The 15,266-nt window shown below is 70.3% G+C and carries 16 protein-coding genes; 6 read left to right on the top strand and 10 right to left on the bottom strand.

Annotated features, from left to right (window positions below; genetic code table 11):
• Positions 1 to 27: 27 nt before the first annotated feature.
• The gene (locus OXR63_RS11775; protein ID WP_267423434.1) at positions 28 to 723 is read right to left on the bottom strand and encodes an SDR family oxidoreductase; all 696 of its coding nucleotides are present in this window, start codon (positions 721 to 723) and stop codon (positions 28 to 30) included.
• Positions 724 to 902: 179 nt separating this feature from the next.
• Between OXR63_RS11775 and OXR63_RS11770 the strand changes: the two genes are divergently transcribed.
• Positions 903 to 1,037 (top strand): hypothetical protein, encoded by a 135-nt coding sequence (locus OXR63_RS11770; protein ID WP_267423433.1) that lies wholly within the window; start codon positions 903 to 905, stop codon positions 1,035 to 1,037.
• A gap of 53 nt (positions 1,038 to 1,090) precedes the next feature.
• Here the strand turns inward: OXR63_RS11770 and OXR63_RS11765 are convergent, their stop codons facing one another.
• Positions 1,091 to 2,122, bottom strand: coding sequence for a YihY/virulence factor BrkB family protein (locus tag OXR63_RS11765; protein ID WP_267423431.1), 1,032 nt, complete (start codon positions 2,120 to 2,122; stop codon positions 1,091 to 1,093).
• A 3-nt stretch (positions 2,123 to 2,125) separates the two neighbouring features.
• Positions 2,126 to 2,617, bottom strand: coding sequence for a hypothetical protein (locus OXR63_RS11760; RefSeq protein WP_267423429.1), 492 nt, complete (start codon positions 2,615 to 2,617; stop codon positions 2,126 to 2,128).
• A gap of 98 nt (positions 2,618 to 2,715) precedes the next feature.
• Between OXR63_RS11760 and OXR63_RS11755 the strand changes: the two genes are divergently transcribed.
• Complete coding sequence (locus tag OXR63_RS11755; protein ID WP_267423427.1) at positions 2,716 to 3,456, top strand: MBL fold metallo-hydrolase; 741 nt, start codon at positions 2,716 to 2,718, stop codon at positions 3,454 to 3,456.
• Positions 3,457 to 3,660: 204 nt separating this feature from the next.
• On the opposite strand, the gene OXR63_RS11750 is transcribed toward OXR63_RS11755, so the two are convergent.
• The 7 genes from OXR63_RS11750 to OXR63_RS11720 all read right to left on the bottom strand — a co-directional run bounded on the left by OXR63_RS11750 (position 3,661) and on the right by OXR63_RS11720 (position 10,267).
• Positions 3,661 to 4,719, bottom strand: a complete 1,059-nt coding sequence (locus OXR63_RS11750) for a Gfo/Idh/MocA family protein (protein ID WP_267423425.1) — start codon at positions 4,717 to 4,719, stop codon at positions 3,661 to 3,663.
• 234 nt (positions 4,720 to 4,953) lie between these two features.
• Complete coding sequence (locus OXR63_RS11745; RefSeq protein WP_267423423.1) at positions 4,954 to 5,880, bottom strand: prenyltransferase; 927 nt, start codon at positions 5,878 to 5,880, stop codon at positions 4,954 to 4,956.
• Positions 5,877 to 6,272, bottom strand: coding sequence for a lycopene cyclase domain-containing protein (locus OXR63_RS11740; RefSeq protein WP_267423421.1), 396 nt, complete (start codon positions 6,270 to 6,272; stop codon positions 5,877 to 5,879). Before OXR63_RS11740 ends, OXR63_RS11745 begins: the two co-directional genes overlap by 4 nt.
• The gene (locus tag OXR63_RS11735) at positions 6,269 to 6,604 is read right to left on the bottom strand and encodes a lycopene cyclase domain-containing protein (protein WP_267423529.1); all 336 of its coding nucleotides are present in this window, start codon (positions 6,602 to 6,604) and stop codon (positions 6,269 to 6,271) included. Before OXR63_RS11735 ends, OXR63_RS11740 begins: the two co-directional genes overlap by 4 nt.
• The gene (gene crtI / locus OXR63_RS11730; RefSeq protein ID WP_267423419.1) at positions 6,604 to 8,274 is read right to left on the bottom strand and encodes a phytoene desaturase family protein; all 1,671 of its coding nucleotides are present in this window, start codon (positions 8,272 to 8,274) and stop codon (positions 6,604 to 6,606) included. Before crtI ends, OXR63_RS11735 begins: the two co-directional genes overlap by 1 nt.
• Positions 8,271 to 9,212 carry a phytoene/squalene synthase family protein gene (locus OXR63_RS11725; RefSeq protein ID WP_267423417.1) on the bottom strand — a complete coding sequence of 314 codons (942 nt, stop codon included), beginning with the start codon at positions 9,210 to 9,212 and terminating at the stop codon, positions 8,271 to 8,273. The genes crtI and OXR63_RS11725 overlap by 4 nt, the downstream gene beginning before the upstream one ends.
• On the bottom strand, positions 9,209 to 10,267 hold the full coding sequence (locus OXR63_RS11720; protein WP_267423415.1) for a polyprenyl synthetase family protein: 1,059 nt from the start codon (positions 10,265 to 10,267) through the stop codon (positions 9,209 to 9,211). The genes OXR63_RS11725 and OXR63_RS11720 overlap by 4 nt, the downstream gene beginning before the upstream one ends.
• A gap of 21 nt (positions 10,268 to 10,288) precedes the next feature.
• Between OXR63_RS11720 and idi the strand changes: the two genes are divergently transcribed.
• The 4 genes from idi to mmsB all read left to right on the top strand — a co-directional run.
• Positions 10,289 to 10,822, top strand: a complete 534-nt coding sequence (gene idi / locus OXR63_RS11715) for an isopentenyl-diphosphate Delta-isomerase (RefSeq protein ID WP_267423413.1) — start codon at positions 10,289 to 10,291, stop codon at positions 10,820 to 10,822.
• 299 nt (positions 10,823 to 11,121) lie between these two features.
• Positions 11,122 to 12,144, top strand: coding sequence for a LacI family DNA-binding transcriptional regulator (locus tag OXR63_RS11710; protein ID WP_194629177.1), 1,023 nt, complete (start codon positions 11,122 to 11,124; stop codon positions 12,142 to 12,144).
• Positions 12,145 to 12,499: 355 nt separating this feature from the next.
• Positions 12,500 to 14,023, top strand: coding sequence for a multiple monosaccharide ABC transporter ATP-binding protein (gene mmsA / locus OXR63_RS11705; protein WP_267423527.1), 1,524 nt, complete (start codon positions 12,500 to 12,502; stop codon positions 14,021 to 14,023).
• Positions 14,020 to 15,266: multiple monosaccharide ABC transporter permease (gene mmsB / locus OXR63_RS11700; RefSeq protein WP_267423406.1), on the top strand; the 1,247-nt coding region annotated here is incomplete at its 3' end. The genes mmsA and mmsB, both read left to right, overlap by 4 nt.

The following is a 15,266-nucleotide window of genomic DNA, read 5'->3' as shown; positions in this document are numbered from 1 at the left end:
GGGCGCCGGCTTGCTGCCGGGGGCGGGCTAGCGCTTCCGGGTCGGGCGGATCGAGAGCGACTCGACGGTGCCGCGCTCGGGCAGGTCGACGACGATGCGCACGGCGTCGGCCACGTCGGACGGCGCGAGGTAGTACTCGGTGTCGTAGTCCTCGCCGAGCTTCTCCACGAGCTGCCGCTGCATGTCCGAGTCCGTCCGGCCCGGGTGCACGCTCGACACCCGCACGCCGGCGTCCCGCTCCTCTTCCCGCAGGGCGTCGGCGAACGCCCGGAGCGCGAACTTCGACGCCCCGTACACACCTCCGCCCGGGCCGGAGACGAACCCCGAGCCGGAGTTGATCGTGACGACGATGCCCCGCGACGCACGGAGCGCCGGCAGGGCCAGCCGGGTCAGCTCGGCGACCGCGAAGACGTTGGTGGCGAAGACGGCCTCCCACGTGGCGCGCGGGGTGTCCGCGACCCGGGTGCCCTGCTCGACCCCGGCGGAGTGCACGAGGACGTCGAGCCACTCCGGCAGGTCCGGGACCTCGCCGGCGCCGAGGTCCCCCACGAAGGGCTCCGCGCTCGGCAGGTCGGCCACGACGGCGGCGACCGCATCGGCACTGCGCCCGCCGACCAGGACGTGGTGGGTGCGGCCGAGGTCGGCCGCGATCGCGCGGCCGATGCCGCGCGTGGCTCCGGTCACCAGGGCGACCGGACGGACTGGAGGCTGTGTCTGCGTCACGCAGGCCAGCCTACGGATGCCGGGGCGAGCCTCCCGGCCGATCCCTGATCGTGCGTATCGACGTTCCGGGCTTCGACATCTGGTACGTCGGATGTCACGCTGGCTCCGCGTGGCAGTCAGCGACGCACCGGACCGACACCTCGCAGGGCGAGGCGTCGGCAGATCGAAGGGAATCCAGCATGCTCATCGCCATCATCGGACTCATCGGCGCAGTCGGTGCCGGCATCGTCGGAGCCGCCGGCGCGATCGGCGCCGGAGCGCTCGGGGTCGTGGGCACGGTCGCCGCCGCCCTGATCGGCGCGTTCCTCCACTGAGACGACGAGGACGTGGGCGCCACGGCGCCCACGTCCTCGTTCCGGTTCACGGGTCAGTCGTTGTCGACGCCCTGGCGGATCCGGATGCCCTCGAGGACGTCCTGGGCGCGCTTCTCGTCCTGCTTGTCGATCTGGCGGGTGTCGCGCTCGGGGAGCTGGATGTCCTCCTCCGCGCGGATCCCGGCCTGCAGTTCGCGGCCCCGCTCGATCTCGGCGTCGAACTCGGCGCCGAAGAGCAGCGCGTTGTTCGTGATCCAGATCCACAGCAGGAACACGATGACGCCACCGAGGGAGCCGTACGTGGCGTTGTAGTTCGAGAAGTTGCCGACGTAGAACCCGAAGCCGACGCTCGCGATGATCCAGATGAGCAGCGCGACGATCGAGCCCCCGCCGACCCAGGTGAACTTCGGCTGCTTGACGTTGGGCGACCAGTAGTAGAGCACCGCGACGATGACGATCGCGATGACCAGCAGGATCGGCCACTGCACGATGAGCAGGACCGTCGCAGCGGCGTCACCGAGGCCGATGAGGTCGCCGAAGCTGCGCGCCAGCGGACCGCTGACGAGCACGAGCAGGCCGAGGACCAGCAGGACGACGGTGGTGACCGTCACGCCGAGCATGGTCGGACGGAGCTTCCAGATCGGGCGACCCTCGCGGACGTTGTAGATCCGGTTCATCGCGCGGCCGAACGCCCCGACGTAGCCGGAGGCCGACCAGAGCGCGCCGAGGAGACCGACGATGAAGGTGACCGGTGCGGCGGGCGACCGGACGAGGTTCTCGACGGGGCCCTTGATGAGGTCGACGACCTGCTGGGAACCGACGTTGCCGATGATCTTGAGCAGCGTGTCGATGGTCGCCTTCGGGTCGGACACAAGACCGAGGATGGAGACGACGGCGAGCAGTCCGGGGAACAGCGCGAGCACGGTGTAGTACGTCAGGCTCGCCGCGAGGTCGGTGCACTGGTCACTGGTGAACTCACGCAGGGTCTTCTTCAGCGTGTAGACGACCGTCGGCTTCTTCAGGTCGGTGGGGCTGTCGGCCTTCCGGGAGTCGTCCGGTGCCGGCTTCGTGTCTTCGCGCGCCATGGGTCAGCCCTTCTTCGCTCGCTTGGCGGCCTGCTTGCGGTACTTCGCGGCCTGCGCCTGCACGGGTGCGAGCCGACGGCGCTGCTTCGTCCGGAGTTGGTAGCCCGGGTCCTGCTCGAGCTGCGCCTGCCGAGCCTTCCGGCCGGCCTTGCGGGCCTTGCGCCCCTTGCGGCCGGGCGCTGACTCGTCGCCGCGCGCGCCGAACGGCAGGAGCGCGGTGAACGCGGTCGACGCGGGCGGTGCCGCGAGATGACCGGCCGGGGTGCGGCCGATGCGCGTGCCCACCACGATGGCCACGACGCCGGTGGCCGCGATCGTCGCGAGCGCGACGAGCGGGGTCGGGTCGCGGTGCCAGCGCTGCCGGGTCTTCGCCACGGCCAGTCGGGTGCGCGCGGGCACGTCGACCTTCTGCTTGATGCGCTCGACCGTGTCGGTGATCCGCTCGCGCGTGCGGACGTTCGCGAGCTCGAGCTCGGGGAGACTGTCGTTCGCCATACGTCGTTCGTACACGGTTCCGGGCCTCGACACCCCAGGACCGCGTTGTGCGACCACCCCGGCAGTGCTTCCAGCGGCACGCGTCCACCGTCCCGCGCATGCTGTACCGAGACGTCGCCGAGGGCATCCACCGGCTCGAGATCGCCCACACGAACCAGTACCTCGTCGAGACCGGCGACCAGCTGATCGTCATCGACGCGGGGCTCCCCGCGTCGTGGCCGCACCTGCTGCTCGCCGTGCACGACCTCGGGTACACGCCCGACCGTGTCGAGGGCCTCCTGCTCACCCACGGGCACTTCGACCACGTCGGCACCGCCGCCCGCGCGCACCGGGAGTGGGGCACGCCCGTGTTCGTGCACCCGGGCGACCGGGACCTGGCGGCGCACCCCTACTCGTACCAGCCGCAGACGAACCGGTTCGGCTTCGTGCTCGCGCACCCGGGTGGGCTCGCCCCGCTCGGCCGGATGCTGCTCGCCGGCGCCGCGACCGTCGACGGCATCGAGGACACCGTGCCGCTCGAGTCCCGCGCGGAGGTCCCCGGGTCGCCGTGGATCATCGAGACGCCCGGGCACACCGACGGGCACGTGGCGCTGCACTTCGCCGACCGGGACGCCGTGGTCGTCGGGGACGCGCTCGTGACCTTCGACCCGTACACGGGCGGGATCGGGCCGCGGGTGGTGGCACCGGCGGCGACGTCCGACATGGACACCGCGGTCGCGTCGCTCGGGCGGCTCGAGGACACCGAGGCGCGGCACGTGCTGCCCGGGCACGGGCCGGCGTGGTCGTGGGGCGTGCGGGGCGCGGTGGCGCAGGCGCGGCGGGCGGCCGGGGCGGCCTGACGCTCGCGGTGGTGCGGGACGCGGCGCGGATGGACGCTACCGATTGGGTCGAGCGACAAGGTCGACGTCGGACGACAGCGACGTTGTCGTTCCGAGTCGAGCCCGGCTGGCGTGACGGCGTTGGCCGGCTCGAGCGACAAGGTCGACGTCGTACGACAGCGACGTTGTCGTTCCGATTCGAGCCCGACTGGGCGCCGCAGCGCGTCAGTCGGGGACGACCACGTCCTCGGGCATGCCGGACGCGGCGGATCGGGTCGCCGCCTCCATGAGTGCGAGGCTCCGGAGGTTGTCGCGCCCGCTCGTCTCCGGCGCCGGCCCACCCTCGACCGCCCGGGCGAAGGCCTGCAACCCGCCCTGCCGGTCGTGGTGCTCGGCCGTCGGGAGCTCGACGGACGTCTCCTTCGGACCCTCGGCTGCGCTGCCGCTGACCGTGCGCACCGTGACGAGGTCACCGCTGACGTCCCCGGGCTCACCGGCACGGCTGGTGAACCGGATCTCGCCGTCCTCGCCCTGGATGCTCCACTCCCCCGCCCACGGCGTGTGCTCGGCACGGCTCAACCAACTGCCGCGGTAGCTGACGACCAGGCCGTCCTCCATCTCGATGAGCATCGACGCGACCGCTTCGTCCTGGTACTTGCTGAACGACGGCCAGGTCGCCTTCGCGAACACCCGGACGGCGTCCTTCCCCGTGACCATCCGGAGCAGGTCCAGGTGGTGGATCGCCATGTCGTTGATCATCGCGTGCGGGAACCGGTAGTGCGGGTTGTCCTCGAAGGCCGCGTCGTTGTCCCACTGGCGGAAGTCGATGTTGATCGCGGAGAGCTCCCCGAGGGTGCCCGCGGCGAGCAGGTCCTTCGTCACGCGGGGTGCCGGGTAGAACCGGTAGTTCTGACTGACCTGCAGCACGAGGCCGCGTTCCTCGGCGCGGTGCACGGCTTCGGCTGCCTCGGCCGCGGAGTTCGCGAAGGGCTTCTCCACCAGGACGTGCTTGCCGGCGTCGAGGGCCTCGAGCGCGAGCGGCACGTGCGTGACGGCGGGCGCGGTGATCACGACGGCGTCGGCATCGACCTCGGCGAGCGCCGCGGTCAGGGACGGGAACGCCGCGGACTCCGGCAGGCCGAGGTCCTTCCGCACGGCCTCGAGCGTCGGGGCACTCGGGTCGGCGATCCCGACGACCTCGACTTCCGACACCGCGGGGAGCGCGACGCGGGCCCAGCTGCCGCCCCACCCTCCGAGACCGACGTGGATGATGCGGACCGTCATGTGTGCACTCCCTCGTGTTCACGTCGACGCCGACCTCGACGTCATGACCATCCTGGCAGGGACCGCCGACGAGGTGGTCCGGGGAGCGCCTCGTGGGGGTCGCCCGCACGCGCGTTCCTTCCCATCACACTCGCAGTGGGAAGCGGGATCGCGCGTTGACGGTCGGAACGAACGACCTCCTACGCGCGTTTCGACTCGCTACGCGCGAAAGGGCCCGCTCTGCGCGCGCACGCCTCAGTGCGTGAACGCGTACGCGATGAGCGCCATCGTGACGATGAACCCCGCCAGGTAGTTGATCCACAGGAACCGCTTCCACCCCGCGTTCGCCGACTCCGCGCCCGCGTCGGTGACGTTCCACCACGGCAGCACGTTGAGCGCGTACGGGATCACGACGACCGCGGCGATGGGCCCCGGGAACGCCGAGAACAGCAGCGCGATGCCCGCGACGACGTACGCCACGAACGCCAGGCGCACGGTGGCACGCGCACCGATGACCGTGGCCACGGAGCCGATGCCCCCGGCCCGGTCCGCGAGCACGTCCTGCACGGCACCGAACGCGTGCGAGGCGACGCCCCACAGGAAGAACGCCACGCACACGGCGACGAGCTGCCCGGTCCAGTGCGGTCCGGCGAGCGCCAGCCCGTAGACCGCCGGGGACACGAAGTGCGTCGACGAGGTCAGCGAGTCCAGGAACGGCTTCTCCTTGAACCGCAGCCCGGGTGCCGAGTACGCGATGACGGCGAAGACGCTGATCGCCAACACGAGCCACGACCACGGGCCGTTGCCGCCGACACCACCGAGCAGCACGAGCGCGACGAGGAACGGCACGTTCGTGACGACGACGGCCCACAGCGTGGTGCGGTGCACGCTCTTGTCGAGCAGGGCGCCCTCGACCCCGCCCTTCCGCGGGTTGACCAGGTCGGACTCGTAGTCGAAGACGTCGTTGATGCCGTACATCGCGAGGTTGTAGGGCACCAGGAAGTACACGACACCGACGAGCAGCGCCACGAGCGAGAAGCCGCCACCGCCGTCGACGCCGACGCCGCTTCCGAGCAGGTACGCGGCCGCGAACGGGTAGGCGGTGTTCACCCAGCTGATCGGCCGGGACGACACGAACAGTGCGCCGAGGGTCGACTGCCGGGAGGCAGGGGTCGCCGTCATCGCGGGTCCTCCGGTTCGGGACGTGGTCGGGTCGTGAGCTCGGCGCGGTGGTCGCGGTCGAGCAGGACCCACAGGGACGGGAGCAGCAGCACGGCGCCGATGGCGTAGGCCAGGTCCTCGACGGGGAACGCCCCGATCCGGAGCCCGGTGATGCGCGCCGGGTCGTACGCCACGATGCGCAGCGTGACGATGACGTTGTTGAAGACGATCGTCATAACGAGCAGCGCCACCCCGGCGACGATGCCCGTGACGGCGGTGACCCGTCGGCGTCGGGCAGCGTCTTCACGCGTCCGGGCACGGCGGTCGGCCACGACGCCGGCGACGACCGCGAGCACGAGGGCGGTGAGCAGGAACGGCACCGCGAGCAGCGCGTACACGCCCGACCCGTTCACGAGCGGCTCCGACGGTCGGCGGCGCGCGCCACGATCGGCCGGACTGCCCCGAACAGGTTCATCGTCGTGTAGCAGAGCAGCAGCAGGAAGAAGAGCTCCTCGAGCGGGACGTCCGGAGCGAGCAGCACGCCCGTCAGCAGCCGGGTCGGGCCGATGAAGAAGATGCCGAGCGCGACGCCGAGCGCGTCCCAGACGAGGAAGAACACGACGCCGATCGCCATGACGGCCGCCGCACGCCACGGTGCCCGCCAGAAGAACAGGCGGAACCGGGCGTCGAGCACGGTCATGCCGGTCAGGGAGACCAGCAGCCCGAGGAGGTAGAGCCCGTGCATCACCCAGCGGCCGTCGGCGTGGGGGTCCGCGTCGACCCCGCCGTGGTCACCCGCGGCGGGGCACCGGCGGACCGCTCGAGCGGCGTCGGCAGGGGCTCGGTCGAGGTGTCGCCGTGGATGCGCTTCAGCAGGACCTCGGCGGAGATCAGGCACATCGGCAACCCGATGCCCGGGATCGTCGAGGACCCGGCGTAGTACAGGCCGTCGACCTTGGCGGATGCGTTGCCCTCGCGGAAGAACGCGCTCTGCTTCAGGGTGTGCGCCGGGCCGAGCATGGAGCCGCTCCAGGCGTTGTAGTCGTCCGCGAAGTCGCGGGGGCCGATCGTGCGGCGGACGCGGATCCGGTCGCGGAGATCCGGGACGCCCGAGCGCTCCGCGACGACGTCGATGGCCCGGTCGGCGATGCGCTCGACCTCCCAGTCGCCGGCGCCGTCGATCCCGCCCTTGCCGATGCCGACGTCGGCGGGCAGCGGCACCAGGATGAACAGGTTGCTCGACCCGCGCGGGGCGACGGTCGGGTCGGTCTCCGACGGTGCGCACACGTAGATCGAGGCGGGGTCGGGCACGTGCCGGTCGTCGCCGAAGACCGCGCCGAAGTTCGCCTTCCAGTCGGCGGTGAACATCAGCGTGTGGTGGAGCAGCCCGGGGACCGGTCCGTCGACGCCGAGGTAGACGAGCACCGCGGAGGGCCCGGGGTCGCGCTTGTCCCAGTGCGACTGGTCGTGCGTGCGGTGCTCGCGGTCGAGCAGCTGCATCTCGGTGTGGCGGAGGTCGGCGGCACTGACGACGACGTCCGCGGGGGCGACGTGCTGGACGCCGTCCCGGTCGCGGTGTACGACGCCGGTGACGTGGTCGCCCTCGACGGTGATCCGCTCGACCTTCGCGCCGGCGATGATCTGGGCACCCTCGGCCCGGGCGACGCGCTCGACGGCGGAGATGACCTCGGTGATGCCGCCCTTCGGGTAGAGCACCCCGTCGGCCAGGTCGAGGTGGCTCATCAGGTGGTACATGCTCGGCGCGGAGTACGGACTGGTGCCGAGGAACACGGCCGGGTAGCCGAGGACCTGCCACAGGCGGCGGTCCCGCACGGCGCTCTCGGCGAAGGTGGACAGCGGCTCGAGCAGCAGCCGCGCGAGCTTGCCCATGCGGAGCAGCACGTCGGGAGCGGCGAGCTTCCGGAAGTCCTGGAACGTGCCGTAGAGGAACCGGCGGACGGCCATCTCGTACGTGTCGGCAGCGGAGTCGAGGTACTTCGCCATCCGCCTGCCGGCACCCGGTTCGATCGACTCGAACAGTTCGAGGTTGTCCTCCCGCGTCGCCCGGAGGTCGATCGGTTCGTCGTAGCCCTCGCTGTAGACCCGGTAGCCGGGGTCGAGCTTGACCAGGTCGAGCTGCTCGTCGGCGCTCGTGCCGAGCAGCTGGAAGAAGTGGTCGAAGACCTCGGGCATCAGGTACCACGACGGTCCGGTGTCGAACCGGAAGCCGTCCTGCTCCCACGTGCCGGCACGTCCGCCGAGCTGGGTGCGCTGCTCGAGCACGGTGACGGCGAAGCCGTCCCGCGCGAGCAACGCGGCGGACGCGAGTCCGCTGATGCCGCCGCCGATGACGACGGCGCGGCGCACGGGGACCTTGCGGGTGGACTCCGGACGGGAGGCTCGTTTCGGGCTCATGCTGGGCCTCCTGTGTGTCGGCTGGTCACCCTGCGCGACGTGATCGGCGCGCGTCCGGCGAGCACCTGCGCGGCGAGCCGCGCCTTGACGGGGTTCGGGACGCGCACACGGGTGGTGATGAGCCGGGTGGCCGGGGTGGCCGCGATCCGGTCGTTGAGTTCCTGGAACAGGGCGTGGGCCAGGCCCACGGCCTGGCGGGCGTCCTTCGGCAGCAGCGGGACGGTGCGTGCCGCCGTGTCGAGGTCGGCCTGGACGTCGTCGACCAGGCGGGCCTTGGTGGCTTCGTCGAAGGAGCGCAGGTCGACGCCCGGGAAGTACGAGCGGCCCAGCACCTCGAAGTCGGCGTGCAGGTCACGGAGGAAGTTGACCTTCTGGAAGGCGGCACCGAGGGCCCTGGCGCCGTCCACGAGCACGGTGGCGTCGAACGTCGGCGTGCCGGCGCGGTACACGAAGGCGCGCAGGCACATCAGGCCGACGACCTCGGCGGAGCCGTACACGTACGTGTCGAAGGAGGCCTGGTCGTGTTCGGTCTGCTCGAGGTCCATCCGCATGGACGCGAAGAACGGCTTCGTCAGCTCCGGACCGAACCCGGTCGTCCTGGCGGTCCTGGCGAACGCGTGCACCACCGGGTTCACCGAGAAGCCGTGCTCCATCGCGCGCTCGGTGTCGACCTCGAGCTCGTCGAGGACCGTGCGCGCGAGGGCCGGGTCGAGCCCCGCCTCTGTTGCCGGTCCGTCCACGACCTCGTCGGCGACGCGGACCAGGGCGTAGACGTTCTTGATGTGCTCGCGGGTGTCCTTCGTGAGCAGGCGCGACGCGAGTCCGAAGGACGTGGAGTAGCGGTCGATGACGACGGAGGACGCGGCCTCTGCGGTGGCGTCGTACAGCGGGAGCCGAGCGGCGTGCCCGCTGCCGGCCTTCGTGGTGCTCGTGGTCACCGGACGCGCTCCACCAGTTCCGACACCAGGGTCTCCAGACGATCGGCCAGGTCGAAGGGCAGCGCGGAGAGCTCCGCCCGGGCGAGCGCGGTGTGCTCGCGGACCCGGACGAGTGCGGCGTCGTGCGCCCCGCAGTGCACGAGCAGGCGGCGCATCTCGGCGGCGCGCTCCTCGGTCAGGTCGGGGTCCCCGAGGTACGGGGCGAGCTCGGCCCAGCACTCGGTGGTGGCGGCGTAGGCGATGAGCATCGTGCGCTTGCCCTCGCGCAGGTCGCCGATCGCGGTCTTGCCCGTCGCGGCCTCGTCACCGAAGACCCCGAGCAGGTCGTCGACCACCTGGTAGGCGATGCCGATCTCGCGGCCGAAGGCACCGAGCGCAGTGACGATCGACTCGTCGGCCCCGGCGAGCACGGCGCCGGACTGCAGCGGGGCCTCGAACGAGTAGACGCTCGTCTTCGCGCGCTCCATCGCCAGGACCTCGTCCACCGTGGGCATCACGCCGTGGGTCAGGTCGACGTCGGCCATCTCCCCGGCGGCACTGGCGAAGACGGCGTCGTCGAAGAGGTCGAGCAGGCGGGTGCGCCGGTCGCCGTCCACGCCGCTCGACTCGATGAAGCGCGGGGCGCCGGAGAGTGCGAGGTCGCCGGCGATGACCGCGGCGCTCATCCCGCGGTGCTCGGCGGTCGGCAGCGGCAGGCCGCCCGTCGTGGCGGTGTCGCGGAAGGACCCGGCGACGTTGGGCTGCCCGCGCCGGGACCAGTCGCGGTCGATGACGTCGTCGTGGACGACCAGCGCGGTGTGCAGCAGTTCGTAGGCGGCGGCGACGTGCGAGGCCGCGTGGACGTCGGTGCCGCCGAGGCCGGCGTACGCGGTGAGGACCATGCGGGGACGGAAGCGCTTGCCGCCCATGCTCGCCTTGCGGAGCACCCGCCAGAGTTCCTCGGAGGGGCGGCCGAAGGCCTGCGCCCGAGCCGAGGACACGACGAAGAAGCGCTCCAGGCACTCGTCGACCAGGGCGAGGTCGATGTGCGCCACGGTGGCCGCTTCGTCCGTCATTGGCCTAATCTATCGAACTAGATGAACCACTTCCCTGAAACCGTCGTGCTGCTGGCCGAAGACCGTACCCCGATCGGCACCGCGGACAAGTTCGCGGTGCACACCGATCACACGCCGCTGCACCTCGCCTTCAGCTGCCACGTCACCAACGCGGACGGCGACCTGCTCGTCACGCGCCGTGCGCTGTCGAAGAAGGCCTGGCCCGGCGTCTGGACGAACTCCTTCTGCGGCCACCCCGGCCCGGACGAGACGTTCGAGGACGCCATCGCCCGCCGTGCTGCGCGGGAACTCGGCATCACCGTGCGGGACGTGCAGAGCGTGCTGCCCGACTTCCGGTACCGGGCGGTCGACGCCTCCGGGATCGTGGAGAACGAGGTCTGCCCGGTGTTCCGTGCCGTGACCGACGACCTCCCCGCCCCCGCGGACGACGAGGTCTCGGAGTACGAGTGGCTCTCCGAGCACGCGCTCCGCAGTGCCGTGTCGGCGGCGCCGTTCGCGTTCAGTCCATGGCTCGGGTGGCAGCTCCAGCAGCTGCCGGTCAACGCGCTCGACTGACCCCTCCGGGCGCGTCGTGGGCGTGTCCGTGCGTTTCGCCGGCCTCGCACCGTGCGCGTTCCCTCAGCCGGTGCGAGGTTGACCACCCCGTGCGGGTCCGTCTGGCCGCACCGGGTGCGCAAGCTCGCACCGCGGGGCCGCCCGGCGCGCGGCACTGTCCCGCGCCCGGGACCGCCCGCGCGCGGCGCCCGCGCGAACCTCCCGGCTGGCGCCCGGGCGGTGGGCGTGCATAATGATCTGGCTCGGAATGTGAACGTGCACATGGGCGTGCCACGACACCGAGCGGGAAAGAGCAAGCAATGGCGTCGACGCGGACACAGCCACCGCGATCGCCCAGCATCCGCGACGTCGCGCGGGTGGCTGGTGTGTCGCACCAGACCGTCTCACGGGTCCTGAACAACTCCGACGCCATCCGCGCCGAGACCCGCGACCGCGTGCTCGCGGCGATGGAGCAGCTGCAGTACCGGCCGAACCGGGCCGCCCGCGCACTGGTCACGTCCCGCACCAGGACGATCGGGGTGCTGACGGCCCAGCGCTCCCACTACGGCCCCGCCGTCACGATGCAGGCCATCGAGGACGCCGCCGTCGCCCGCGGGTACTCCGTCACGACGGCGAACATCGCCGAACCGACCGACACCGCGGTGCGCGACGGGCTCGGGCACCTGCTCGACCAGGACGTCGAGGGCATGATCGTGATCGCGCCCCAGCAGCGGGTGTTCGACCTCATCGAGGAGCTCGGCGTCCGCACGCCCTACGTCACCCTCCGCTCGAGCATCGGCGAGGACCCGACGGCCCTCTGGGTGGACCAGATGGAGGGCGCCAGGCTCGCCACCGCACACCTGCTCGACCTCGGCCACGAGTACGTCCGCCACATCGCCGGCCCGCAGGACTGGATCGAGGCCGACGCCAGGATGCAGGGGTTCCTCCGCGAGATGTCCGACCGCGACAAGCCCGTGCAGCCGCCGATCCTCGGGGACTGGACCGCGGACTTCGGCTACCACGCGGGCCGAGAACTCCTGCGGTACCGCGACTGCACCGCGGTGTTCTGCTCGAACGACGCGATGGCCCTCGGGGTCGTGCACGCCGCCCGGTCGTACGGGCTCGACGTGCCGGGTGACCTGTCCGTCGTGGGCTACGACGACATCCCGGAGGCGAAGCACTTCTGGCCGCCGCTGACCACCGTGCAGGTGGACTTCGCCGAGCTCGGACGACGCTGCGTCGACCTGCTCCTGCCCGACGAGGACGAGGTGCTCCGCGCCGTCGAGATCGTCCCGCAGCTGGTCGTCCGGGCGTCGACCAGCGCTCCCCGTCACCGCGGGTAGTGGCCGGAGAACGCAGGTCCGGACCCCAGATCGGGGGACAACACATGTCCGCGATCCCACCGACACGGGCACCGTTACCGAAACGCGACAGTGACGAATTGACACGTGTGCCGTAGCCGTGCGTAGTATTACCTCCGTTCCAGCCGATGTGACCGTTCACATCACCGTCACACGGGCTGGGGCACTGGACGCGACAACGAAGTCCACGCAGGCCTCCTGCGCCTTCGCTGCCGCAGCAGGACCACCCGAAGGACTGCCGCATCGCAGCGGCAGAAGGAGATGCACCGTGGCGTCAACCCCGATCGACACCGGACTCGAGACCCGGTCGATCACAGCACCCGAGACCATCCTCGAGATGCGCTCGATCACCAAGGAGTTCCCTGGTGTCAAGGCCCTCTCGGAGGTCTCGCTCAACGTCCGCGCCGGCGAGGTCCACGCGATCTGCGGCGAGAACGGGGCCGGCAAGTCGACCCTCATGAAGGTCCTCTCCGGCGTCTACCCGTACGGGACCTACACCGGCGACATCGTCTTCGAGGGCCAGGAGGTCCGCTTCTCGGGCATCAAGCAGTCCGAGCAGGCCGGCATCGTAATCATCCACCAGGAGCTCGCGCTGATCCCGGAGCTCTCGATCACCGAGAACCTGTTCCTCGGCAACGAGCCCGGCCGGTTCGGCACCATCGACTGGACCGCCGCTCAGCTGCGCGCCCAGGACCTGCTCGCCCGCGTCGGCCTCCGTGACGACCCGGACACGCAGATCAAGAACATCGGCGTCGGCAAGCAGCAGCTCGTGGAGATCGCGAAGGCGCTGCACAAGGACGTCAAGCTGCTCATCCTCGACGAGCCCACCGCGGCCCTGAACGAGAACGACTCGCAGCACCTGCTTGACCTGATCGTCGGCCTCAAGGCCAAGGGCATCTCGAGCATCATCATCAGCCACAAGCTCAACGAGATCGAGCAGATCGCGGACAGCATCACGATCATCCGTGACGGCAAGACCATCGAGACGCTCAACGTCAAGGCGGACGGCGTCAACGAGGACCGCATCATCCGCGGCATGGTCGGCCGCTCGCTCGAGTCGCGCTTCCCCGACCGCACCCCGAAGATCGGCGAGACCTTCTTCGAGGTCCGCGACTGGACCGTGCAGCACCCGCTCGACTCCTCGCGCCTGGTGTGCAAGGGCTCGAACTTCCACGTCAAGCGCGGCGAGATCGTCGGCTTCGCAGGGCTCATGGGCGCCGGGCGCACCGAGCTCGCGATGAGCCTCTTCGGCCACTCGTACGGCACCTTCCTCGGCGGCACGGTCCTCAAGGACGGCCGCGAGATCAAGGTCAACACCGTGCAGCAGGCCATCGACAACGGCATCGGCTACGTCTCCGAGGACCGCAAGGCCCTCGGCCTGAACCTGCTCGACACCGTCAAGCGCTCCACCGTCGCCGCCGACCTGCGGAAGATCTCGAAGGCCGGTGTCGTCGACTCGCTCGAGGAGTACTCGGTCGCCGAGAAGTACCGCAAGATGCTCCGCACGAAGGTGCCGAGCGTCGAGGACAACGTCGGCAAGCTCTCCGGCGGGAACCAGCAGAAGGTCGTCCTGTCCAAGTGGATGTTCACCGACCCCGACCTGCTCATCCTCGACGAGCCCACCCGCGGCATCGACGTCGGCGCGAAGTTCGAGATCTACGGCATCATCCAGCAGCTCGCGGCCGAGGGGAAGGGCATCATCCTCATCTCGTCCGAGCTCCCCGAGCTCCTCGGGCTCTCCGACCGCATCTACACCATCTTCGAGGGTCAGATCACCGCTGACCTGCCGGCCGACCAGGCCGATCCTGAATCGCTCATGCGCAGCATGACCTCCGCGCGGAAGGGCGCCACAGCCTCATGAACAACCTGAAACAGCTCTTCGGCAAGGGCAACAGCATCGGCCAGTACGGCATGGTCATCGCGCTCATCGCGCTGCTGATCTTCTTCTCGATCACGACCCAGGGCCTCATCCTCGAGCCCACCAACGTGATCAACCTGTTCCTGCAGTACTCCTACATCCTGATCCTGGCGCTCGGCATGGTCATGGTGATCATCGCCGGCCACATCGACCTGTCGGTCGGTTCGGTCGCGGCGGTCGTCGGCATCATCGTGGCGCAGTCCATGGCGGTCTGGCACCTCCCGGTGTGGACCGCGATCATCCTCGGCCTCGCCGTCGGTGCGCTCATCGGTGCCTGGCAGGGCTTCTGGGTCGCGTTCGTCCGGGTCCCGGCGTTCATCGTGACGCTGGCCGGTCAGCTCATCTTCCGTGGTGTGAACCAGATCATCGGCAACTCGACCTCGGTCCCCGTCCCGGACGCCTACACCCCGATCGGCGCCGGCTTCCTCGGTGACTTCGGTCCGGACTTCGGCTACAGCAACGGCACCCTGCTCATCGGGCTCGTCACCATCGCCGCGCTGATCATCATCGAGGCCCGCGGCCGTGCCCGTCGCCGCAAGATGCAGGCCGAGGTCCCGCCGCTGTGGGTCTCGATCGTCCGCACCGGCATCCTCGTCGCGGTCACGCTCGTCGCCACGTACCTGTTCGGCGCCGGCCCCGTCGGCACCTCGGTCCCGATCGTCGCGATCATCCTCGGTGTCCTGACGATCATCTACGGCTTCGTCACGAAGAACACGATCTTCGGTCGCCAGGTCTACGCGGTCGGTGGCAACTCCAGCGCCGCGGTCCTCTCCGGTGTCAGCGCGAAGAAGGTCAACTTCTTCGTCATGATGAACATGTCCGTCCTCGCCGCCGTCGCCGGCATGGTGTTCGTCGCCTACTCGGGTGCCTCCGGCCCCGCGGACGGCACCGGCTGGGAGCTCGACGCGATCGCCGCGGTGTTCGTCGGTGGTGCCGCCGTCGCCGGTGGTGTCGGCACGATCTCCGGCTCGATCATCGGTGGTCTCGTGATGGCGCTGCTGTCCAACGGCCTGCAGCTGATGGGCCTCGAGTCCAACAAGGTGCAGATCATCCGTGGTCTGGTCCTGCTCGTGGCCGTCGCCTTCGACGTCTACTCGAAGTCGCAGGGGCGTCCGTCGCTCATCGGCGGCATGATGCGGCAGTTCCAGCGCAAGGACACCGAGCAGAACACGGTGGCGGCCCAGCA

Origin of the sequence: Curtobacterium sp. GC_Cur_3, from assembly GCF_026544205.1 — a bacterium.
Classification (GTDB): Bacteria; Actinomycetota; Actinomycetes; order Actinomycetales; family Microbacteriaceae; genus Curtobacterium.
Note: the sequence above shows the minus strand (reverse complement) of the source record. Positions and strands in the feature narration are given on the sequence as shown.